Here is a 20,569-nt window from a genome sequence, read left to right on the forward strand (position 1 = left end):
CGCGCAGGATGGCACGCGCTCATGACACCGACGAATGGGTCAAGCCAGTTTCGACACTTCCAGAAAATCCTGAGCAAAACGCTGCAGCACGCCGCCGGCCTCGTAGATCGCCAGTTCCTCGGCGGTGTCCAGTCGGCAGGTCACCGGCACTTCCACGCGCGTACCGTCAGCGCGGGCGATGGACAGCGTCAGCATCGCGCCGGGGGTGCGCGCGCCGAGCACGTCGAACACCTCGCTGCCGTCGATGCGCAGGGTCTTGCGCGTGGTGCCGGGCTGGAATTCCAGCGGCAGCACGCCCATGCCGACCAGGTTGGTGCGGTGGATGCGCTCGAAGCCCTCGGCCACGATCGCCTCGACCCCGGCCAGGCGTACGCCCTTGGCCGCCCAGTCGCGCGAGGAGCCCTGCCCGTAGTCGGCGCCGGCGACGATCAGCAGCGGCTGCTTGCGCGCCATGTAGGTCTCGATCGCCTCCCACATGCGCAGCACCTGCCCTTCCGGCTCCAGCCGGGTCAGCGAACCGCGTTGCGGCTGGCCATCGACCACGGCCATTTCGTTGAGCAGTTGCGGATTGGCGAAGGTGGCGCGTTGCGCGGTGAGGTGATCGCCGCGGTGGGTGGCGTAGGAATTGAAGTCCTCTTCCGGCACGCCCATCCGCGTCAGGTATTCGCCGGCCGCGCTGTCGGCCAGAATCGCGTTGGACGGCGACAGGTGGTCGGTGGTGATGTTGTCGCCGAGTACGGCCAGCGCGCGCATGCCGCGCAGCATGCGTTCGCCGGCCAGCGCGCCCTCCCAGTAGGGCGGGCGGCGGATATAGGTGCTGTGCGGGCGCCACGCGTACAGCGGCGCCACCTGCGCGGCGGCCAGTCCGCTGCGCGCGAACATCGGCTCGTAGACCTGGCGAAACTGTTCGGGCTTGACGCTGGCGGCGACGATCGCATCGATCTCCGCGTCGCTGGGCCACAGGTCCTTCAGCGTCACCGGCTGGCCGTCCTGGTCCACGCCCAGCACGTCCTTCTCGATGTCGAAGCGAATGGTGCCGGCGATCGCGTACGCCACCACCAGCGGCGGCGAGGCCAGGAACGCCTGCTTGGCGTAGGGATGGATGCGCCCGTCGAAATTGCGGTTGCCCGACAGCACCGCGGTCGCATACAGGTCGCGCTCGATCACTTCGCGCTGGATCGCCGGATCCAGCGCGCCGCTCATGCCGTTGCAGGTGGTGCAGGCGAAACCGACGATGCCGAAACCCAACTGTTCCAGCTCCGGCAGCAGCCCGGATGCTTCCAGATACAGCTGCACCGCCTTGGAGCCCGGGGCCAGCGAAGTCTTGACCCACGGCTTGCGCACCAGCCCACACGCATTGGCGTTGCGCGCCAGCAGACCGGCGGCGATGACGTTGCGCGGATTGCTGGTGTTGGTGCAGCTGGTGATCGCGGCGATGATCACCGCGCCGTCGGGCATCAGGCCTTGCGCCTGTTCGGCCTTGCCGGATGCCAACTTGGCCTGGTCGGCGATGCCGCGCGCGGCCAGGTCGCTGGTCGCCACGCGCTTGTGCGGATTGGACGGGCCGGCCATGTTGCGGGTCACGCTGGACAGGTCGAACGGCAGCACGCGTTCGTACTGCGCCGCGGCCAGGTCGTCGGCCCACAGTCCGGCGGCCTTGGCATAGGTTTCCACCAGCGCGACCTGGGTGTCGTCGCGGCCGGTTAGGCGCAGGTAGTCGATGGTCTGCCGGTCGATCGCGAACATCGCCGCGGTGGCGCCGAACTCCGGCGTCATGTTGGAGATCGTGGCGCGATCGCCCAGGGTCAGCGCGGCCGCGCCTTCGCCGTGGAACTCCAGATACGCGCCGACCACCTTCTGCGCACGCAGGAATTCGGTCAGCGCCAGCACCACGTCGGTGGCGGTGATGCCCGGCTGCGGCCGCCCGCGCAGCGCCACGCCGACGATGTCCGGCAGCCGCATCCACGACGCGCGCCCCAGCATCACGCTCTCCGCTTCCAGCCCGCCGACGCCGATCGCCAGCACGCCCAGCGCGTCCACGTGCGGGGTGTGGCTGTCGGTACCCACACAGGTATCCGGGAACGCCACGCCATCGCGCACCTGCACCACCGGCGACATCTTCTCCAGATTGATCTGGTGCATGATCCCGTTGCCCGGCGGAATCACATCGACGTTCTCGAACGCGCGCTTGGTCCAGTCGATGAAGTGGAAGCGGTCGGCGTTGCGGCGGTCTTCCACCGCGCGGTTCTTAGCGAACGCGGCCTTGTCGAAGCCGCCGAATTCCACCGCCAGCGAGTGGTCCACGATCAGCTGCGTCGGCACCACCGGATTGACCTGCGCCGGATCCCCGCCGCGCTCGGCGATCGCATCGCGCAGCCCAGCCAGATCTACCAGCGCGGTCTGGCCGAGGATGTCGTGACAGACCACGCGCGCCGGGAACCACGGGAAATCCAGATCGCAGCGGCGTTCGATCAGCTGCATCAGCGAAGCGTCCAGCATGGCCGGAGCGCAGCGCCGCACCAGATTCTCGGCGAACACCCGCGCGGTGTACGGCAGCGCGGCATAGGCGCCGGGCCGGAGCGCATCGACCGCAGCGCGCGCGTCGAAGTAATCCAGCGAAGTGCCTGGCAGGGAGGTGCGGTAGTGGCTGTTCATGGCTGGCTACGAAGTGGGGAAATAAAGCGGGGGGATGCTTGGCGGGATTCGGGATTCGGGATTCGGAAAAGCGGCGTCAAGCATTTCCAGCACAGCGGATGCGCTCAGCCGACTTGGTCGGCGGTACGCTTTTCGAGTCCCGAGTCCCGAGTCCCGAGCCCCGAAACATCAACCGCGCCGGTCGATCGGCACGAAGGTCTGATCCTCCGGCCCGGTGTAGTTCGCGCTGGGGCGGATGATCTTGCCGTCGATGCGCTGCTCGATAATGTGCGCGCTCCAGCCGGCAGTGCGCGCGATCACGAACAGCGGCGTGAACATCGCGGTCGGCACGCCCATCATGTGGTAGCTGACCGCGCTGAACCAATCCAGGTTCGGGAACATCTTCTTGATCTCCCACATCACCGCTTCCAATCGCTCGGCGATGTCGTACATCTTGCGGCTGCCCTGCGCGTCGGACAGCTCGCGCGCCACGTCCTTGATCACCTGGTTGCGCGGGTCGGACACGGTGTATACAGGATGGCCGAAGCCAATGATCACTTCCTTGCGCGCGACCCGCGCGCGGATGTCGGCTTCCGCTGCGTCGGGCGTGTCGTAGCGCTTCTGCACCTCGAACGCGACCTCGTTGGCGCCGCCGTGCTTGGGCCCGCGCAGCGCGCCGATGCCGCCGGCGATGGCGCTGTGCATGTCGCTGCCGGTGCCGGCGATGACCCGGCAGGCGAAGGTGGACGCGTTGAACTCGTGCTCGGCGTACAGGATCAGGCTGGTGTGCATCGCCTGCACCCACTCCTCGTGCGGCTTGAAGCCATGCAGCAGATGCAGGAAGTGGCCGCCGATCGAATCGTCGTCGGTCTCCACCTCGATGCGCTTGCCGTTGTGGCTGTAGTGGTACCAGTACAGCAGCATCGAGCCCAGCGAGGCCATCAGCTTGTCGGCGATGTCGCGCGCGCCGGGATGGTTGTGGTCGTCCTTCTCCGGCTGCACGCAACCCAGCACCGACACGCCGGTGCGCATCACGTCCATCGGGTGCGCCGACGGCGGCAGTTGCTCCAGCGCCGCCTTGACCGCGGCCGGCACCCCGCGCAGCGAACGCAGCCTCGCCTTGTAGCCGCGCAACTCGCTGTTGCTGGGCAGCTTGCCGTGCACCAGCAAATAGGCGATCTCCTCGAACTGGCTGCTGCGCGCCAGGTCCAGGATGTCGTAGCCGCGGTAGTGCAGGTCGTTCCCGCTGCGGCCCACCGTGCACAGCGCGGTGTTGCCGGCGGCGGTACCGGACAGGGCCACCGATTTCTTCGGCTTGAAGGCGGGTGCAGCCTGGCTGGCGTTGGTGTCGTTCATGCGTTGTCTCCCGGGTAGCGCGGTCGTGTCATCGATGCGGATCAGTGCGCGGGCGCGGCCTGCGGCGGTGCTGCGCCGCGCGCGAGCAGATGCGGCCGTGTGGCGGCGTGGTGCCGGCGTGGATGTTCATGGACGTGCTCGGGCAGGGGAACCGGCGTGGATCATGCGCCCTTGCCGGCGAACAAGGCGTCCAGGCGCTGCTCGAAGGCGTGGTAGCCGATGCGTTCGTACAGCTCCTCGCGGGTCTGCATCGCGTCCACCACGTTGTGCTGGTGGCCGTCGCGGCGGATCGCCGTGTACACCGCCTCGGCGGCCTTGTTGGCGGCGCGGAACGCCGAAAGCGGGAACAACTGGATCGCCACCCCGGCCTGCGCCAGTTCGTCGCGGCTGAATAACGGGGTCTTGCCGAATTCGGTGATGTTGGCCAGCACCGGCACCTGCACCGCGTCGACGAAACGGCGGTAGGTGTCCAGGTCGTAGGCGGCCTCGGCGAAGATGCCGTCGGCGCCGGCCTCCACGCAGGCGATGGCGCGCGCGATCGCCGCGTCCACGCCGTCCACCTGGATCGCATCGGTGCGCGCGATCAGGAAGAAATCGGCATCGGTCCTGGCATCGGCCGCGGCCTTGACCCGGTCGGCCATCTCGCCCTGGCTGACGATCTCCTTGCCGGGGCGGTGGCCGCAGCGCTTGGCGCCGACCTGGTCCTCGATATGGCAGGCAGCCGCGCCGGCCTTGATCAGCGACTTGATGGTGCGCTCGATGTTGAACGCGCTCGGGCCGAAGCCGGTGTCGATGTCCACCAGCAGCGGCAGGTCGCAGACATCGGTGATGCGGCGCACGTCGATCAGCACGTCGTCCAGGGTGTTGATGCCCAGGTCCGGCAGGCCCAGCGACCCGGCGGCGACCCCGCCGCCGGACAGGTAGATCGCCCGATAGCCGGCGCGCTGCGCCAGCAGCGCATGGTTGGCGTTGATCGCGCCGATCACCTGCAGCGGCGATTCGGCGGCCAACGCGGCGCGGAAACGGGCGCCGGCGGAAACATGCGACATGACGGACTCCTGAGAAGAGCGGCGGCCCGCGCAGGACCGTTTCGCGATGCCCGCCAATCTGGCACTCTCGGTCGCGCCGATCAATCTTGATTCAATCAATCAACCTATCAACGGATCGCCATGCCCAGCGCCGCCGACCGCAACCTGATCTCTGCCGCCGAGGCCTGCGCCCTGCTCGGCGTCAGCAGCGCCACGCTGTACGCCTACGTGAGCCGCGGCCTGCTCAGTTCGCGCGCCGGCAGCGACCACCGCAGCCGCACCTATCTGCGCGCCGAGGTCGAGCGCCTGGCGCAGCGCAAGCGCGCCGGCCGCGGCGCGGCGCGCGGCGCCGCGCAGAGCCTGGACCGCGGCCTGCCGGTGCTGGAGACGCGAATCTCTCTGATCCGCCCCGACAGCCCCTACTACCGCGGGCGCTCGGCGGTGGCGGCGGTGCGCGCAGGCGCCGGCCTGGAGGACATCGCACGGTTGCTGTGGGAGTGCCAGGACGAGGACCCGTTCGCCGCGGCCCCGGTCGCGCCGTGGCCGCCACGCGTGGCTCCCCTGGCCGGCGACACCACCCTGCCGCCGCTGGAGCGCGCCATGGCCTGCATCCCGCTGCTGGCCCTGGAGCTGCGCCAGCCGCTCAACGCCGCGCCGACGGTGCGCCGCGAGATCGCCGCCACCTTGCTGCGGCAGAACGCGGCGCTGCTGGTCGGCACCGCGCCGGACACCCGTCCGGTGCACCGCCTGATCGCCGACCACTGGCGCCCCGGCGATGCCGACTTCGCCGAACTGGTGCGTGCCGCCCTGGTGCTGTGCGCCGACCACGAACTCAACGTCTCGGCCTTCGCCGCGCGTGTGGTCGCTTCCACCGGCGCGCCGCTGCACGCCACCGTCAGCGCCGGCCTGGCCGCGCTGTCCGGCCCGCGCCATGGCGGCGCCACCGCCCGCGCCCACGCCCTGCTGCGCGATGCACAGGACGCCACCGACCCGGCCGCCTTCGTCGCCGAACGCTGGCAGCGCGGCGACGACCTGCCCGGCTTCCACCACGCGCTCTATCCGCACGGCGACCCACGCGCGGCCGACGTGCTGCGCCTGCTGCGCGAACGCTGCGGCCAGCATCCACAGATGCGGCATGTGGAAACGGTGCTCGCCGCGGCGCAGGACTGCAGCGGCCAGGCACCCAACATCGACGGCATGCTCGCGGCGCTGTGCCTCATCCACGACCTGCCCGCCGCCCACGCCCTGGTCCTGTTCGCCGCCGCCCGGCTGTCCGGCTGGCTGGCGCATGCGCTGGAACAGCAGGCGCTGGGCAAGCTGATCCGCCCGCGCGCGCGCTATGCCGGGGTGATGCCCGATGGCGTGGCGTCGGGCTGAGTGGGGCGCCTGCGCAGCAGGCGCCCCCGCCGTTCGCACCTATTGCCCACCGCCATCGCGTCAGCGGCCGCACGCATCAACTGCCCCTGCAAGGCAAAAAGAAGCTGACCCGATGCTGACCTGCATCGCCAAACTGCCCACAACGGTGTACAAATGTACACCATGGACACCCTCTCCCCGCAGCGCGCCGCCATCCTCGCCTACGTCCACGACTGCGCCGAGCAGGACGGGCGGCCACCAAGCCTGGCCGAGATCGCCGAACGCTTCGGCTTCGCCTCGCGCAATGCCGCGCGCAAACACGTGCAGGCGCTGGTCGAGGCCGGGCTGCTGGAGCATGTGCCGCAGCAGGCACGCAGCCTGCGACCGGCGCAGGCGCAGCCGCGCAGCGGGCTGCTGCGGCTGCCGGTGCTGGGCCGGGTCGCCGCCGGCACGCCGATCGGCGCCGATATCGGCCTGGACCAGCAGTTGCGGCTGGACCGCGCGCTGTTCGCGCTGCGTCCGGACTACCTGCTGCGCGTGCAGGGCGATTCGATGATCGACGACGGCATCCTCGACGGCGATCTGGTCGGGGTGCGCCGTGCCGCCGATGCGCGCAACGGGCAGATCGTGGTGGCGCGGCTGGACGGCGAACTCACCATCAAGCGCTACCGGCACGACGGCGAACGCATCCAGCTGCTGCCGCGCAATCCGGCCTATGCGCCGATCGTGGTGCAGCCGGGGCAGGACTTCGCCATCGAAGGCCATTACTGCGGGCTGATCCGGCAAGGCTGATGGCGGCCGTCGTCGCCCTCGACCGCCTGCTGGCCGAACGCCGGATCTGGCGCGGCCAGCCGACCGCGCTGCCGCCCAGCGCGCAGCCCACCGGGCATGCCGCGCTCGACGCCGCGCTACCGGCGCGCGGCTGGCCAGAGATGGCGCTGACCGAACTGCTGCAGTTCGCCGACGGCATCGGCGAACTGCAGCTGCTGTGGCCGACGCTGGCGCGGCTGTCGCAGGGCGGCGGCCGCATCGTCCTGGTCGATCCGCCCTACCTGCCCTACCCCGGCGCCTGGGAACAGGCCGGGGTGGCGCTGCCGCAGCTGCAGATCGTCCGCGCCGGCGCGGACGCGGCCTGGGCCGCCGAACAATGCCTGCGCTCGGGCAGTTGCGCGGCGGTGCTGTGCTGGCCCGCGCAAGCCAACGACAAGACCCTGCGGCGGCTGCAGGTGGCGGCCGAGACCGGGCGCGCGCTGGGCTTCGCCTACCGGCCGCTGAAGGCCGCGGCCAATCCGTCGCCGGCCGCGTTGCGCATCGCCATCGATGCCGCACCGGCACAGCTGCGTGTGCTCAAGTGCCGCGGCGGCATGCCGCCGGCACGGCCGATCGCGCTGTCCGCGCTGTCCGCGCTGGCCACGCCGGCGCCGGCCTCGGCTTGAGGACGCGCGCATGCGCTGGGCCTGCATCCTGCTGCCGCAACTGGCGCTCGACACGGTGCTGCGGCGCTGGCCGACGCCGGACCAGCCGCTGGCGCTGCTCGCCGGCCCGCCGCAGCGGCGCACGCTGAAGGCGGTCAACCCCGCCGCGCGCGCGTGCGGCCTGCAGCCCGGGCAATCGCTGGCCACCGCGCAGGCGCTGTGCGACCGCTTCGCCACCGCCCTGCACGATGCCGAGGAAAGCCGCCGCTGCCAGCAGTTCCTGGCGGCGTGGGCGTACCGCTTCAGCTCGCTGGTCAGCACCGATTACCCCGGCGCGCTGCTGCTGGAAATCGAAGCCAGCCTGGGTCTATTCGGACCCTGGCCGCGCTTCGAGGCACGCCTGCGCGAGGAACTGACCGCACTGGGCTTCCGCCACCGCATCGTGGTCGCACCGCACCCGTTGGCCGCGCGCGCGCTGGCCAATGCACACGACGGCATGGCCCTGCTCGACAACGCCGCGCTGCAGTGCGCGCTGGGCCAATTGCCGATCGCACGCGCGGGGCTGCAACCGGGCCTGGCCGAGGCCTTCGCGCGGATGGGCTTGCGCACGCTGCAGCAGCTGTTCGCGCTGCCGCGTACGGCGCTGGCGCGGCGCTATCCGCCCGCGCTGCTGCAGCACCTGGACGCCCTGCGCGGGCAGGCGCCGCTGCCGCTGCAGTACTACCTGCCGCCGGACCGCTTCGATGCGCGGCTGGAACTGGGCTACGCGGTGGAATCCAGCCAGGCCCTGCTGTTCCCGCTGCGCCGGCTGACTGCCGACCTAGCCGCATTCCTGGCCGGGCGCGACGGCGGCGTGCAGCGCTTCCAGTTGCATCTGGAACACGAAGGCCTGGACGACAGCGTGGTGCCGGTCGGGCTGCTCGCCGCCGAGCGCGATGCGGCGATGCTGTTCGAACTGGCCCGCGGCCGCCTGCAGCACGCCAGCGTGCCGGCGCCGGTGCAGGCCATGCGCCTGCGCGCCGAAGAACTGCCGCCGTTCGTGCCCGCCGCGCGCGAACTGTTCGACGACCGCGCGCAGCAGGCGCTGCCCTGGGAACAGCTGCGCGAACGCCTGCGCGCACGCCTGGGCGACGACGCGGTACACGGCCTGCGCGCGCATGCCGACCATCGCCCCGAACAGGCCTGGCGCGCCGAATCGGGCAAGCCGGCAGCGTCGGGCAAGCCGAACAAAGCCCCTGCGCCTGCCGCCGCCACGCTGCCCCGCCCCGGCTGGCTGCTGACCCGCCCAATCCCGCTGCGCGAGCGCGACCCCGAACGCCTGGCCGGCCCGGAACGCATCGAAAGCGGCTGGTGGGACGATGGCGACGTGCGCCGCGACTACTACATCGTGCGCACCCGCCAGGGCCAGCGCGCCTGGGTGTTCGCACCGGCCGATGCGCCGGACGCACTGATGCTGCACGGCTGGTTCGCATGAGCCACGGCCCGCCACGCGCGCGCCTGCGCGCCGTGCCGGCGCCGGCACAGGCACCGGCCACGCCATCTGTCCCGGCGCACGACGCCACGTCCACGCGCACGGCATTGCCCGACTACGCCGAACTGCATTGCCTGTCGAACTTCAGCTTCCAGCGCGGCGCCTCGCATGCACAGGAACTGTTCGAACGCGCCGCACGGCACGGCTACCGCGCGCTGGCGATCACCGACGAATGCACGCTGGCCGGCATCGTGCGCGCCTGGCAGGCGGCCCGCGACACCGGCCTGGCGCTGATCGTCGGCAGCGAAATACAGATCGAGCACGGCCCCAAGCTGGTGCTGCTGGCCGAAACCCTGCCCGGCTACCAGCGCCTGTGCCGGCTGATCACCCTGGCCCGCAGGCGCGCCGACAAAGGCAGCTACCGCGCGCTGCACGCAGACTTCGACGACGACCTCGACGGCCTGCTGTGCCTGTGGCTGCCGCGCGACGACGATGGCGACGGCGACGCAAACGACGGCGCCTGGCTGCAGGCACGCTTTCCCGAGCGCCTGTGGCTGGCGGTGGAACTGCTGTGCGGCCCCGACGACGGCGCCCTGCTGCACGCGCGCCTGCAACTGGCGCAGCGCCTGCGCGTGCCGGCGGTGGCCAGCGGCGACGTGCACATGCACGCGCGCGGTCGCCGCGCGTTGCAGGACACCCTGACCGCGATCCGCCAGCGCCTGCCGCTGAGCGAAGCCGGCGCGCATCTGTTCGCCAACGGCGAGCGCCACCTGCGTCCGCGCGCGGCCCTGGCCACGCTGTATCCGCACGCGCTGCTGGCCGAGTCGGTGCGCATCGCGCAGCGCTGCACGTTCGACCTCGGCCAACTGCGCTACCAATACCCGCACGAGCTGGTGCCGCCGGGTCGGACGCCGACGCAATGGCTGCGCACGCTCACCGAGCAAGGCGCCGCCACGCGCTGGCCGCACGGCGTGCCGGAAAAGGCGCGGCGCCTGATCGAACACGAACTGGGCGTGATCGCCCGGCTCGGCTACGAATCGTATTTCCTCACCGTCTACGACCTGGTGCGCTTCGCCAGGTCGCGCCACATCCTGTGCCAGGGCCGCGGCTCGGCGGCGAACTCCGCCGTCTGCTACGCGCTGGGCATCACCGCGATCGACCCGGACCGCATCGGCATGCTGTTCGAGCGCTTCATCTCCGAAGAGCGCAAGGAACGGCCCGACATCGACATCGATTTCGAGCACGACCGCCGCGAGGAAGTGATCCAGTACATCTTCAACCACTACGGTCGCGAACGCGCCGCGTTGACCACGGTGGCGATCCAGTACCACGGCCGCAGCGCAGTGCGCGACGTGGCGCGCGCCCTCGGCCTGCCCGGCGATAGCATCGACGCACTGGCGTCCACGCTTGGCCAGTGGGACGACGAAGTCCCGCCGCACGAACGCCTGCGCGAACGCGGCTTCGATCCCAACACTGCGCTGATGCGCCGGCTGCTGGCGCTGAGCGCCGAACTGATCGGTTTCCCGCGGCACCTGTCGCAGCACCCCGGCGGCTTCGTGATCTCCGAACATCCGCTGCACACGCTGGTGCCGGTGGAGAACGCGGCGATGGCCGAACGCACCGTGATCCAGTGGGACAAGGACGACCTGGAACTGGTCGGTCTGATGAAGGTGGACGTGCTCGCGCTGGGCATGCTCAGCGCGCTGCGGCGCACGCTGGATCTGCTGCGCGCGCACCGAGGCGTGGACTACAGCCTGGCGACCATTCCCGCCGAAGACGACAAGACCTACGAGATGATCCAGCGCGCCGACACCATCGGCGTGTTCCAGATCGAGTCGCGCGCGCAGATGGCGATGCTGCCGCGGCTGCGCCCGAAAGAGTTCTACGACCTGGTGATCCAGGTGGCGATCGTGCGTCCCGGCCCGATCCAGGGCGGCATGGTGCATCCCTACCTGCGCCGTCGCAACGAAGAAGAAGACGTCGACGATCTGCCGCCGGAACTGTTCAAGTTCTTCGAACGCACGCTCGGCGTGCCCTTGTTCCAGGAACAGGTAATGCAACTGGCGATCGTCGCTGCCGACTACTTACCGGGCGAGGCCGACCAACTGCGCCGCTCGATGGCCGCCTGGAAGCGCCATGGCGGACTGGAACCGCACCGCGAGAAACTGACCAAGGGCATGCTGAAAAACGGCTACAGCGCCGAATTCGCCGCGCGCATCTTCGAACAGATCAAGGGCTTCGGCAGCTACGGCTTCCCCGAGAGCCACGCCGCCAGTTTCGCCCTGCTCACCTACGCCAGCTGCTGGCTCAAGTGCCATGAACCGGCGGCCTTCACCTGTGCGTTGATCAACAGCTGGCCGATGGGCTTCTACAGCCCCGACCAATTGCTGCAGGACGCGCGCCGCCACGGCCTGCAGGTGCGTCCGGTGGACGTGCGCTACAGCGACTGGGATTGCGGGTTGGAAGCCTACAGTGCCGATCCGACGGTGCAGCCGGCGATCCGCCTGGGCCTGCGCATGGTCCGCGGCCTGGCCGAAGACGCCGCGCTGCGCCTGCAGCAGGCGCGCGCGCAGGCGCCCTTCCACGATCTCGCCGACCTGTGCCATCGCGCCGCGCTCGACGACAAGGCGCGCGACAGCCTGGCCGATGCCGGCGCGCTGAAACCGCTGGCCGGGCACCGCCACCGCGCACGCTGGGCGGTGGCCGGCGTCGAAGCGCAGCGGCCGCTATTCGAGCCGCTCGACGCCACACCGGAACAACAGGTGGCATTACCGCTGCCCAGCCTCGGCGAGGACATTCGTGCCGACTACGCGACCATCGGCACCACCCTCGGCAAACACCCGCTGACCTTGCTGCGCGCGCAACTGCGTGCGCGACGCTTTCGCCACTCCGCCGAACTGCGCGCCCTGCCCCACGCCAGCGCGGTCGCCATCGCCGGCCTGGTGACCATGCGCCAGCGCCCGCAGACCGCCAGCGGCGTCACCTTCCTCACCCTCGAAGACGAACACGGCCTGGTCAACGTCGTGGTCTGGCGGCGCCTGGCCGACCGCCAGCGCCAGGCGCTGATCGAATCCAGGCTACTGGCGGTGCGCGGCCGCCTGGAAACCGCCGACGGCGTGCGCCACCTGATCGCCGACCATCTCGAAGACCTGACCCCGCTGCTGCTCGGACTGGACATTCGCAGCCGCGATTTCCATTGAGTCGATGAGCACAACGCTGCATGCCTTGCGCGTCGAACAGGCAGGCACTGTTATTGCGAGGGCGCATCCGCCGCAAGACCGCATGCCTGCATCGCCCGCTGCACCGCATCCGCTTCGCCCAGGCGTTCGCGGTAGATGGTAGCGGCCATTTCGCGCCTGGCCTTGCTCGACCCGATCGAACCGTGGCTGGCGATGTCCGACAACGGCCCACCCAACTGACGATACCTGGCCACGAGCCTGGCCGTCGCGGCCATGCTGTCGCACTCCACCGGTGCCGCTTGCACCGGTGCGCACATTATCAGCAAACACGAAAAACCCAGCGCCGCGAGTGTCTTGTTCATAGCTACTCCCAAACGGAGACGAAGACCGCCATCCCCAAGCGGCCGCGCAAGGGCGAAGTGCCGCAGCGCACGCCTGCACAGCACCCCGGCAACCCGCACGGCATCGCCGCACGCGCCGAGAACACCGGCAAACAGGCCGCAGCGGCATCGGACCGCGCGTATCGCCATCCGCTCGTTGCGGACAGCGCCAATGGAAGATAGCCACCGCGAACGCCGGTGCCAGCCGTGTCGCGACGAAACCCCACGGCTGCGGAACGAACAACCGGATCAGCGGAGCCAAGCGCGGCGGCCATGTCGCCGCACGTTGCGCATCGCGCAAACAAGGATGGCGCCCATGCTAGAGAGCGCACCGGCCACCGCTGTCCGCACGGCGGCAGGACAGGCTGACAGGCGCGTTTCGATGACAGAAGAGCAGCTGGCGCTGCGCGGCAGACTGGAGATCACCGAGGGGTATGCGATCGTCCAGTTGGAAGACCCGGCCCCGCCGCTGCAAAACGCGAATGCGTGCAGCCGGGAATTAAAGCGAACGGACGCAAGCCTGGGCGTCGCCTTCGATCAAGGCGGGCGACGCATCGGACAGACAACCGCGATCCATTTCTATCGAGCATAGCGCGCACATCGGCGCCATGGCCTGCGGTCAAACGAGATGGACGGATTGAATGAATCGTGCCCCTTCATCCATCACAACTGTGCCGATCCACTGGAGGAAACCAGCAGTGCTGGCGGACCAGGAAATTGCATCGGCACGTCCAATATTGCGACGTGCCGCGCCCGCGATCAGCGCTTTGGAGCGGCCAGGCGCGCGTACTGGTCGTGATCGATCCAACCCGTGAACGAAGCATCCTTGGCATTGATGAATTCGACCTGGGCCCAACCATCCTTGAACGCCAGCACGCCCACCACATCGCCCTTGACGACATAGGCACCCTTGGGCGTCTTGGCACCCGGCGCCTTCTGCAGATATGCCTTGTCGGCGGACACCGTCACCAGCCCGATCCATTTCTTGTCGGCGGTCCGGGTCAGGTCCAGGCCAGTGGCGATTTCCGGCATCAACACATTGAGGCAACCGGGATGCTCACGGCCCTGCTTCACGGTCAGCGTCACGCCATCGGGCGATGCCGCCACCGTGCCGGGATAGGCGCCGTCCGCCCAAGTGGTGACCGCGACCGGGGCTGCGCTCTCCGCCTTGCCCTGCAGGTAGAACGCACAACCACGGCTCACGCCCTCGCCCATCTCTTCCGAGTAGAAGCCTTCGACCGCATGCTCGGGCGTCACGGCGAGCATCAGCCCTTCGTACTTGCCCGAATGCAGCGCAGCCGTGCCAGCGATTGCAGGCGCTACGGGGCAAAGCGAGAACAAACCAATAACCAGAAAACGGGTGATCGCCATTTTTTCCTTCGAGTGCTTCGCAAGTTTTTTGAAGCGTTTGTCATGGCAACCATCATAACCGTCGCAGGTGTGCAGCATGGCCACAAAATCCCGCTCTTGATGGCCTCGCCCCACAGCGGACGCTTGCTGCAAAAGCCGGGAACGCCTTCGATCGGCTATCGTCAATGGCCACCTCGCCCACTCGGAACCGAGAAGACGCTGGTCGTTGCCAGACCCGATTGCGCCGCGCAGGTTGCCCGGCATCGACTACGGCTTCCTGCCCAACACCGTCAGCAGCGTTTGTACGCCTTTCCAGCCCCAGTACACCCGATGGCACGCGATCAGGCCGCGCGCATCGATGTCCATGACTTCCACCAGATCGACCTGATCGCCCTCCGGCGTTTCTCGCGGATATTCCCACACCACTTGGCGGTGGGATGCATGGCAACGGTCGGTGCGATACCAGCGGCCAAGGCCGTTTTCGGGCTGTGCGAAAGACGCAGCGAAGAACGCCTTGATCGCTTCTCGGCGCTGCAGCCTTCCATCTTGCCGCTCTGCAGAAACCACGTACGCCAATGGCGTTTCCAGCATCGCGTCGTCCGCATACAGCGCCATCAGCGCATGCAGATCGCGCTCGACGACGCTGCGATGCCATTGCTCGAAGATGCGGCGGGCATCGCCGTGCGCCTCGTTCGACCGCGCTTCGATTTCGCTCATGCAAGACACTCCGAATGTAGTGCATTGCAGTCTAGGAACATGCACAGGCCATCGATTCGATGCGTGTCGAAGCGTTCCGGCAGGGTGCGGTCTATGATGACGGCGCCCGCCAGGAGTACACACATGCCGGTCGAACAGCCCAAGCTTGCGGCGACCGCGTTCCTGATCGCCGATCCCGCCCGCGCCGCCATGTTGATGGCGCTCATCGACGGGCGTGCACTGCCTGCCGGGGAACTCGCCTTCGCCGGCGGCGTCACTCCGCAGACGGCGAGTTCGCACCTGGCGAAACTGCTGGACGGCGGCTTGCTGGCGGTCGAAGCCCAAGGCCGCCACCGCTACTACCGGCTGGCCGGTTCCCACGTCGCGTTCGCACTGGAAAACCTGGCGACCCTCGCCGCACCCGCCGCACCGCGATGCCGGAAAGCCGGGCACAAGCAACAATCTCTGAGCCTGGCCCGATGCTGTTACGACCATCTGGCCGGGCGACTGGGCGTGGCGGTGGCCGAAGCGCTGGAACAGCGTGCGCTGATCGCCAGGGACGGCGACAAGCGATACGTGGTGACCACCGAGGGCGCCACCTGGTTCGCGCAGATGGGCCTGGATGTTTCGCGTGTCGCCTCGAGCAGGCGCGGCATAGCGCGGCAGTGCCTGGACTGGACCGAACGCAAGCACCACCTCGCCGGCTCGCTCGGCGTCGAATTGCTTGCGCTGCTCTGCGCCAAACGCTGGCTGCGCCGCAGCGACGGCTCGCGCGCGATCCACATCACCGACAGCGGCTGGGCCGGCTTGCATACGGAACTGGGAATCCACCGGCTTACCGGCGACGAACTCGCGCTGGATCCCTAAGATTCTTCAAAGAGGGAAGCATCCAGCACATAACGGCGCTGGCAATGCTCGCAGAAGAACGCGCGCCGCTGCGCCTTGCCGAGCTGCTTGCGATAGGTGAGCAGATGGCCGTCGCGCGGACAAATGGTCCTGGTATGCACCTGGTAGTGCTGCTTCAGCACGAAGGCCTTCTTCCAGGTGTAGAAATCGAAGCTGGACGCGCGCGCCTGCGTCACCAGCTCGGCCAGCTTGCGCGGCGGCAACGCCCCCACTTCGCTCTGCGGATGTACGCGGATGCGGGATAGCACCTCGTGCTTGATGATGTTGCCGACCCCGGCGAAGACGTCCTGGTCCAGCAACGCATCGGCGGCCAGCGTGCGCGGCCGCAGGCGCAACTTGCGCCGCGCCTGCGCCGCGTCCCAGTCCGGGTTCATCACGTCGGCGCGCCAGTCGTAGGCAGCGTCCAGCGCGCCTTCGATGAACTTGACCGAACACGCGTAGAAATTCAGTTCCTCGCCCTTGGCGAACCCCAGGCTCAGCCGCGGCGTCGCCTCCTCGCGCGCATTGATCCGATAGCTGCCGAACAGCAGGAAATGGATGCGCAGGCTGAACCCGTCGAACTCGATCAGGAAGTGCTTGCCCCAACTGCGCAGCGACAGGATCTTGCGGTTGCGCATCCGCGCCAGCTCCTGCTTGCTGTTGCCGGACACCCGCAACACCTTGCGCCCCGCGAACGCGGCCGCCTCTTCTTTCAGGATGACGATCGAAGGACCTTCGGGCATGGCCGCAGTATCGGGAATGGCCGTGAGCCGATCGTGAGCCGACGATCCACCTATGGACATGACGCCTCCTTGGGACTGTTTCGTGTCACCCCAGGAAGCCCAAATTGACACGCCCCAATCCACATGTACAATTATTTGTACAACTGGAGCCCAGCATGGACACCATCACCTATAGCGCTGCACGCGCCGCCCTTGCGGACACCATGGAGCGCGTCGTCAACAACCACGAGCCGGTGATCATCACCCGCAGCCGCGAGCAATCCGTGGTCATGCTGTCGCTTGAAGACTACAAGGCGATGGAGGAAACCGCCTACCTGCTCCGCAGTCCGAAGAGCGCGCAGCGCCTGCTGGAATCCATCGCCCAGCTCGAGGCCGGTCGCGGCAAGGCACGGGACCTGGCCGAGTGACGCTTCAGTTCTCGGACAATGCCTGGGAGGACTACCTCTACTGGCAGCAGACCGACAAGAAGATGCTCAAGCGCATCAACGACCTGATCAAAGCCATTCAACGCGATCCCTTCCAGGGCGTCGGCAAGCCAGAACCGCTACGCCATGCCTTGGCCGGCTATTGGTCGCGGCGCATCAACGACGAACATCGCATCGTGTACAAGGTCGAGGCGGGCGTCCTGCTGATCGCGCAGGTGCGCTACCACTACGTGTAGCCGCGCCGCTTGCAGCGTGATGCGCAGGTGCTCGACTGCCAACGACGGTTCGCAAGACAAGTGCAGGACAACAAAAAAGCCGGCACATGGCCGGCTTTTTCTGTTTCGCGAAACCCTTTCTGAAAACCAAGGGATTTTTTTGGTGGGCGGTGCAGGGTTCGAACCTGCGACCCTTGCCGTGTGAAGGCAATGCTCTACCGCTGAGCTAACCGCCCGTGCCGCGAGCCGCACATTATAGGGCTGCTGCGGCTGGCGTCAACGGCCCCCACAGATGCCGCACCTATGCCTCGCGCTACATGGTCTGGGTCGGCTTGTCGGCGTTGAGCGTGCCGGCCAGTTGGGTCTCGATCTTGTTGCGGATGGTCTCGCCTTCGCTGTTGTCCGGCAGCTGCACGCCGATGCCGGCGGTGCGGTTGCCCTGCGCGCCCATCGGCGTCACCCAGATCACCTTGCCGGCCACCGGCAGGCGCTCGCTGGAATCGGGCAGGGTCAACAGCAGGAACACTTCGTCGCCCAGGAAATAGCGCTTGGGCGTGGGTACGAAGATGCCGCCGTTCTTCACGAACGGCATGTACGCGTTGTACAGCGCCGCCTTGTCCTTCACCGCCAGCGACAGGATGCCCTGGCGTCCGCTCATCGCACTCATCGTTGTGCCCCTCTCCGGACCGGGCGATCGCCATCGCGCCAGGCCAACAACAGTTCCGCGATGGCCAGGTCGCCACGGACGGTGGTGCGCAGCAGGTCGCGGGTGCGATTGGCTGCGTCGAACCAGGTGGCCAGCTTGTGCAATCGCGCCGGGTCGGTCAAGCCGGCCTGCGAAGCCTGCGCCAGCGCCAGGTCGGCGGCATGGCCCAGGCGCTGTTCGGCGAAGCCGTCGGCGCTCCAGCGCTGCGCCGCTTCGACCGTGCCCAGCTTGCCCGCGGCGACCTGCTCCAGGTCCGCGGCCACCTGCCGGCGCAGTTTCAGGCCGTCCTCGCGCAGCCACTGCGCGGCCAGGCCGGGGTGGCCGCGCGCGGCAACCAGCGCTTCGCGCGCGGTCTTTTCCGGAAACGCCTGGGCCAGCAGCCAGGCGATCGCCTCGTCGGCCGGTGGCAGCTTGAACTCCAGGCGCTGGCAGCGGCTGCGGATGGTCGCCGGCAGCCGCGCCGGCTGCGCGCTGATCAGCCACAGGTAGCGGCCTGGTTGCGGCTCCTCCAGGGTCTTGAGCAGGGCGTTGCAGGCGGCGCGGTTGATCGCGTCGGCCGGGTCCACCACCACCACCTGGGCGATGCCGTACTGCGGGGTCAGCGACAGCTTCTGCGAGATCTCGCGCACCTGTTCGATGACGATCTCGGTGCGCAGCTTGTCGCCGGTGCGGTTGGGAATGAACGAGATCAGCTGCAGGTCGGGATGGGTGCCGGCGGCGATCAGCTGCGCGCTGCGCAGGTTCGCAGCCGGCTCGCCCTGGCCGAGCACGTGCGCGGCCAGCTTCAGCGCCACCGCGCGCTTGCCCAGGCCGTCCGGGCCGCAGATCAGCAGGCCGTGGCCAAGCCGGCCGGCGTCGAGCGCGGCCACGGTCTGCTCGTAGGCGCGCTGCTGCCAGGGCGCGAAAGGCAGCGTGTCGGTCGAAGCGGCGCTCATGGCGTGCGATCCTGCTGCACCCAGGCGGCCAGCGCGGCGGCCACGTCCTGCGCCACCGCCTGCGGCGGCTGGCTGGCGTCGATGGTGCGGAAGCGCTGCGGGTCCTGCGCGGCGCGCTGGCGGAAGCCGGCCCGCACGCGCTGGAAGAAATCGTCCTGCTCGCTCTCGATCCGGTCCGGCCACAGGTCGCGGCCGCTGGTGCGGGCGCGGCCGATCTGCACGTCCAGGTCCAGCAGCAGGGTCAGGCCCGGCTGCAGGCCGACCGCGCGCCGCTCCAGGTCGGCGATCCAGGCGCGGTCCAGGCCGCGGCCCTCCCCTTGGTAGGCGTAGCTGGAATCGGTGAAGCGGTCGCTGACCACGTAGGCGCCGCGCTGCAGCGCCGGGCGGATCACCTCGCGCACATGCTGGGCGCGCGCGGCGAACACCAGAAACAGTTCGGTCTCGGCGGCCAGCGGCTCGGCCGGCTGCTGCGCCGGTGCGTTGGTGAGCAGCAGCTCGCGGATGCGTTCGGCCAGCGGGGTGCCGCCGGGCTCGCGGGTCAGCACTACCTCGTGGCCCTGCGCCTGCAGCCAGTCGCGGATCGCGTTGATCGCGGTGGTCTTGCCGGCGCCCTCGCCGCCTTCCAGGCTGACGAAGCGATGGTGGCGCAGCACGGCCTCGCTCATGGCGTCACCGCCGCGCCGCTGCGCGCCTGGCGCAAGCGCTGCAGATAGCGCGCCACCGCCGCGGTGTGCTCGGCATAGCTGGCGGAAAACACGTGCGCGCCGCTGCCGTCGCCGACCGCGACGAAGTACAGGCTGTCGCCGGGCGCCGGGTTGGTCGCCGCGCGCAGCGCGTCGCGGCCGGGCATGGCGATCGGGGTCGGCGGCAGGCCGCTGCGGGTGTAGGTGTTGTACGGCGTATCGGTTTCCAGGTCGCGCTTGCGGATGTTGCCGTCGTAGGCGCTGCCGATGCCGTAGATCACGGTCGGATCGGTCTGCAGCTTCATGCCCTGCTGCAGGCGGCGCACGAACACGCCTGCGATCTGCGGGCGCTCGGCGGCCAGGCCGGTTTCCTTCTCCACGATCGAGGCCAGGCTCAGCGCCTGCTCCGGCGACTGCAACGGCAGCTCGGCGGCACGCGCATCCCAGGCCTCGGCCAGCGCCTTGTCCATCGCCGCATGGGCGCGCTGCAACACGTCCAGATCGCTGTCCTCGCGCTGGTACAGGTAGGTCTCCGGCAGGAAGCGGCCTTCCGGGTGCTGCCCGGGCTGGCCGAGCCTGGCCATCAGTTCGCTGTCGCTGAACTCGGTGGCGACGTGGCGCAGCGGCGTGGCCGCGTTCAGCGCCGCGCGCAGCTGGCGGATGTTCCAGCCCTCGACGATGGTGAAACGGTAGTGGATCACCTGGCCCTTGCGCATGCGCAGCAGCAGTTCGCGCGGGCTCAGCGCCGGCTGCAACGCGTATTCGCCGACCTTGAGCTTGCCGGCGGCATCGAGCTGGCGCGCAAGTAACTGCCACTGCAGATTACTGCCCTGTTCGACCCCGGCCGCGCGCAGCTTGCGCAGCACGCCGCTGAACGAATCGCCGCGCGCCACCTCCACGCTGGGCTGCGCCGCGTGCAGCGGCTGGTCGGAGAAGGCGCGATAGCCCTGCCACCACCACGCGCCGGCCGCAGCGGCCAGCAGCGCAAGCACCAGCACTGTCGCCAGCAGGGTCAGACACCCGCGTTTAGCCCAAGCCACGGCCACCTCGAAGCGAATTCAACGGGGTGCAGGATACCGCGCGGCCGGCATCGGCCGGTATCGCGACCGTGC

20 protein-coding genes and 1 tRNA gene are annotated in these 20,569 nt (G+C 68.9%); 9 read left to right on the forward strand and 12 right to left on the reverse strand.

All coding sequences use genetic code 11. From position 1 onward, the window contains the following. Nucleotides 1-39 precede the first annotated feature (39 nt). The 3 genes from acnD to prpB form a co-directional block, all read right to left on the reverse strand. The gene (gene acnD, locus ISN38_RS05580; protein WP_003468839.1) at nucleotides 40-2,655 is read right to left on the reverse strand and encodes a Fe/S-dependent 2-methylisocitrate dehydratase AcnD; all 2,616 of its coding nucleotides are present in this window, start codon (nucleotides 2,653-2,655) and stop codon (nucleotides 40-42) included. A gap of 168 nt (nucleotides 2,656-2,823) precedes the next feature. Next, entirely contained in the window at nucleotides 2,824-3,990 is a 1,167-nt protein-coding gene (gene prpC, locus ISN38_RS05585; protein WP_003468838.1) for a bifunctional 2-methylcitrate synthase/citrate synthase, read from the reverse strand. A 161-nt stretch (nucleotides 3,991-4,151) separates the two neighbouring features. Next, nucleotides 4,152-5,039, reverse strand: a complete 888-nt coding sequence (gene prpB / locus ISN38_RS05590; protein ID WP_003479805.1) for a methylisocitrate lyase — start codon at nucleotides 5,037-5,039, stop codon at nucleotides 4,152-4,154. 120 nt (nucleotides 5,040-5,159) lie between these two features. Here prpB and ISN38_RS05595 point away from each other — a divergent pair, with 120 nt between their 5' ends. The 5 genes from ISN38_RS05595 to ISN38_RS05615 all read left to right on the forward strand — a co-directional run bounded on the left by ISN38_RS05595 (nucleotide 5,160) and on the right by ISN38_RS05615 (nucleotide 12,460). Continuing rightward, nucleotides 5,160-6,395, forward strand: coding sequence for a citrate synthase family protein (locus tag ISN38_RS05595; RefSeq protein ID WP_003468835.1), 1,236 nt, complete (start codon nucleotides 5,160-5,162; stop codon nucleotides 6,393-6,395). Nucleotides 6,396-6,557: 162 nt separating this feature from the next. Beyond that, nucleotides 6,558-7,166: a transcriptional repressor LexA gene (gene lexA / locus ISN38_RS05600; RefSeq protein ID WP_003468833.1), complete on the forward strand. Its 609-nt coding sequence runs from the start codon at nucleotides 6,558-6,560 to the stop codon at nucleotides 7,164-7,166. After that, nucleotides 7,166-7,810 (forward strand): translesion DNA synthesis-associated protein ImuA, encoded by a 645-nt coding sequence (gene imuA / locus ISN38_RS05605; RefSeq protein WP_058362808.1) that lies wholly within the window; start codon nucleotides 7,166-7,168, stop codon nucleotides 7,808-7,810. Before lexA ends, imuA begins: the two co-directional genes overlap by 1 nt. A 10-nt stretch (nucleotides 7,811-7,820) precedes the next feature. Next, complete coding sequence (locus ISN38_RS05610; protein ID WP_003468830.1) at nucleotides 7,821-9,263, forward strand: Y-family DNA polymerase; 1,443 nt, start codon at nucleotides 7,821-7,823, stop codon at nucleotides 9,261-9,263. Then, on the forward strand, nucleotides 9,260-12,460 hold the full coding sequence (locus ISN38_RS05615; RefSeq protein WP_058362493.1) for an error-prone DNA polymerase: 3,201 nt from the start codon (nucleotides 9,260-9,262) through the stop codon (nucleotides 12,458-12,460). The genes ISN38_RS05610 and ISN38_RS05615 overlap by 4 nt, the downstream gene beginning before the upstream one ends. A gap of 50 nt (nucleotides 12,461-12,510) precedes the next feature. Here the strand turns inward: ISN38_RS05615 and ISN38_RS05620 are convergent, their stop codons facing one another. Continuing rightward, nucleotides 12,511-12,801 (reverse strand): hypothetical protein, encoded by a 291-nt coding sequence (locus ISN38_RS05620; RefSeq protein ID WP_003468827.1) that lies wholly within the window; start codon nucleotides 12,799-12,801, stop codon nucleotides 12,511-12,513. A gap of 334 nt (nucleotides 12,802-13,135) precedes the next feature. On the opposite strand from ISN38_RS05620, the gene ISN38_RS05625 reads away from it, so the two are divergent. Continuing rightward, complete coding sequence (locus ISN38_RS05625; protein WP_003468826.1) at nucleotides 13,136-13,411, forward strand: hypothetical protein; 276 nt, start codon at nucleotides 13,136-13,138, stop codon at nucleotides 13,409-13,411. A 167-nt stretch (nucleotides 13,412-13,578) separates the two neighbouring features. Here ISN38_RS05625 and ISN38_RS05630 read toward each other — a convergent pair whose 3' ends face one another. Next, a complete protein-coding gene (locus ISN38_RS05630; RefSeq protein WP_196479346.1) occupies nucleotides 13,579-14,268 on the reverse strand; it encodes an SH3 domain-containing protein in 690 nt (229 codons plus the stop codon). Nucleotides 14,269-14,436: 168 nt separating this feature from the next. Continuing rightward, nucleotides 14,437-14,886: a nuclear transport factor 2 family protein gene (locus tag ISN38_RS05635; RefSeq protein ID WP_003468823.1), complete on the reverse strand. Its 450-nt coding sequence runs from the start codon at nucleotides 14,884-14,886 to the stop codon at nucleotides 14,437-14,439. A 123-nt stretch (nucleotides 14,887-15,009) separates the two neighbouring features. On the opposite strand from ISN38_RS05635, the gene ISN38_RS05640 reads away from it, so the two are divergent. Beyond that, a complete protein-coding gene (locus tag ISN38_RS05640) occupies nucleotides 15,010-15,732 on the forward strand; it encodes an ArsR/SmtB family transcription factor (protein WP_003468821.1) in 723 nt (240 codons plus the stop codon). On the opposite strand, the gene ISN38_RS05645 is transcribed toward ISN38_RS05640, so the two are convergent. Beyond that, nucleotides 15,729-16,493 (reverse strand): DNA-formamidopyrimidine glycosylase family protein, encoded by a 765-nt coding sequence (locus tag ISN38_RS05645; RefSeq protein WP_003468819.1) that lies wholly within the window; start codon nucleotides 16,491-16,493, stop codon nucleotides 15,729-15,731. The two genes, ISN38_RS05640 and ISN38_RS05645, sit on opposite strands and share 4 nt — an antisense overlap. Before the next feature lie 155 nt (nucleotides 16,494-16,648). Between ISN38_RS05645 and ISN38_RS05650 the strand changes: the two genes are divergently transcribed. Further along, complete coding sequence (locus ISN38_RS05650) at nucleotides 16,649-16,900, forward strand: type II toxin-antitoxin system Phd/YefM family antitoxin (protein WP_003468816.1); 252 nt, start codon at nucleotides 16,649-16,651, stop codon at nucleotides 16,898-16,900. After that, entirely contained in the window at nucleotides 16,897-17,154 is a 258-nt protein-coding gene (locus ISN38_RS05655; RefSeq protein WP_003468814.1) for a Txe/YoeB family addiction module toxin, read from the forward strand. The genes ISN38_RS05650 and ISN38_RS05655 overlap by 4 nt, the downstream gene beginning before the upstream one ends. Nucleotides 17,155-17,294: 140 nt before the next feature. Here the strand turns inward: ISN38_RS05655 and ISN38_RS05660 are convergent. From ISN38_RS05660 to mltG, 5 genes are all read right to left on the reverse strand, one after another. Continuing rightward, nucleotides 17,295-17,369, reverse strand: a tRNA-Val gene (locus ISN38_RS05660). A 77-nt stretch (nucleotides 17,370-17,446) separates the two neighbouring features. Beyond that, the gene (locus ISN38_RS05665; RefSeq protein ID WP_003468813.1) at nucleotides 17,447-17,800 is read right to left on the reverse strand and encodes a PilZ domain-containing protein; all 354 of its coding nucleotides are present in this window, start codon (nucleotides 17,798-17,800) and stop codon (nucleotides 17,447-17,449) included. Next, the gene (locus ISN38_RS05670; RefSeq protein ID WP_003468812.1) at nucleotides 17,797-18,774 is read right to left on the reverse strand and encodes a DNA polymerase III subunit delta'; all 978 of its coding nucleotides are present in this window, start codon (nucleotides 18,772-18,774) and stop codon (nucleotides 17,797-17,799) included. The genes ISN38_RS05665 and ISN38_RS05670 overlap by 4 nt, the downstream gene beginning before the upstream one ends. Beyond that, complete coding sequence (gene tmk, locus ISN38_RS05675) at nucleotides 18,771-19,439, reverse strand: dTMP kinase (protein WP_058358980.1); 669 nt, start codon at nucleotides 19,437-19,439, stop codon at nucleotides 18,771-18,773. The genes ISN38_RS05670 and tmk overlap by 4 nt, the downstream gene beginning before the upstream one ends. Continuing rightward, nucleotides 19,436-20,497, reverse strand: coding sequence for an endolytic transglycosylase MltG (gene mltG / locus ISN38_RS05680; protein ID WP_038237756.1), 1,062 nt, complete (start codon nucleotides 20,495-20,497; stop codon nucleotides 19,436-19,438). The genes tmk and mltG overlap by 4 nt, the downstream gene beginning before the upstream one ends. Nucleotides 20,498-20,569: the final 72 nt, after the last annotated feature.

The organism is Xanthomonas translucens pv. undulosa (assembly GCF_017301775.1).
Lineage (GTDB): Bacteria > Pseudomonadota > Gammaproteobacteria > Xanthomonadales > Xanthomonadaceae > Xanthomonas_A > Xanthomonas_A translucens.

Coding starts and splice junctions, on each gene's coding strand:
- prpB (WP_003479805.1), bottom strand. CDS start 5,039: ATGTCGCATGTTTCCGCCGGCGCCCGTTTCCGCGCCGCGTTGGCCGCC.
- ISN38_RS05640 (WP_003468821.1), top strand. CDS start 15,010: ATGCCGGTCGAACAGCCCAAGCTTGCGGCGACCGCGTTCCTGATCGCC.
- prpC (WP_003468838.1), bottom strand. CDS start 3,990: ATGAACGACACCAACGCCAGCCAGGCTGCACCCGCCTTCAAGCCGAAG.
- ISN38_RS05620 (WP_003468827.1), bottom strand. CDS start 12,801: ATGAACAAGACACTCGCGGCGCTGGGTTTTTCGTGTTTGCTGATAATG.
- ISN38_RS05645 (WP_003468819.1), bottom strand. CDS start 16,493: ATGCCCGAAGGTCCTTCGATCGTCATCCTGAAAGAAGAGGCGGCCGCG.
- tmk (WP_058358980.1), bottom strand. CDS start 19,439: ATGAGCGAGGCCGTGCTGCGCCACCATCGCTTCGTCAGCCTGGAAGGC.
- ISN38_RS05665 (WP_003468813.1), bottom strand. CDS start 17,800: ATGAGTGCGATGAGCGGACGCCAGGGCATCCTGTCGCTGGCGGTGAAG.
- lexA (WP_003468833.1), top strand. CDS start 6,558: ATGGACACCCTCTCCCCGCAGCGCGCCGCCATCCTCGCCTACGTCCAC.
- imuA (WP_058362808.1), top strand. CDS start 7,166: ATGGCGGCCGTCGTCGCCCTCGACCGCCTGCTGGCCGAACGCCGGATC.
- ISN38_RS05650 (WP_003468816.1), top strand. CDS start 16,649: ATGGACACCATCACCTATAGCGCTGCACGCGCCGCCCTTGCGGACACC.
- ISN38_RS05625 (WP_003468826.1), top strand. CDS start 13,136: ATGCTAGAGAGCGCACCGGCCACCGCTGTCCGCACGGCGGCAGGACAG.
- ISN38_RS05635 (WP_003468823.1), bottom strand. CDS start 14,886: ATGAGCGAAATCGAAGCGCGGTCGAACGAGGCGCACGGCGATGCCCGC.
- ISN38_RS05615 (WP_058362493.1), top strand. CDS start 9,260: ATGAGCCACGGCCCGCCACGCGCGCGCCTGCGCGCCGTGCCGGCGCCG.
- ISN38_RS05670 (WP_003468812.1), bottom strand. CDS start 18,774: ATGAGCGCCGCTTCGACCGACACGCTGCCTTTCGCGCCCTGGCAGCAG.
- acnD (WP_003468839.1), bottom strand. CDS start 2,655: ATGAACAGCCACTACCGCACCTCCCTGCCAGGCACTTCGCTGGATTAC.
- ISN38_RS05595 (WP_003468835.1), top strand. CDS start 5,160: ATGCCCAGCGCCGCCGACCGCAACCTGATCTCTGCCGCCGAGGCCTGC.
- ISN38_RS05630 (WP_196479346.1), bottom strand. CDS start 14,268: ATGCTGCACACCTGCGACGGTTATGATGGTTGCCATGACAAACGCTTC.
- ISN38_RS05610 (WP_003468830.1), top strand. CDS start 7,821: ATGCGCTGGGCCTGCATCCTGCTGCCGCAACTGGCGCTCGACACGGTG.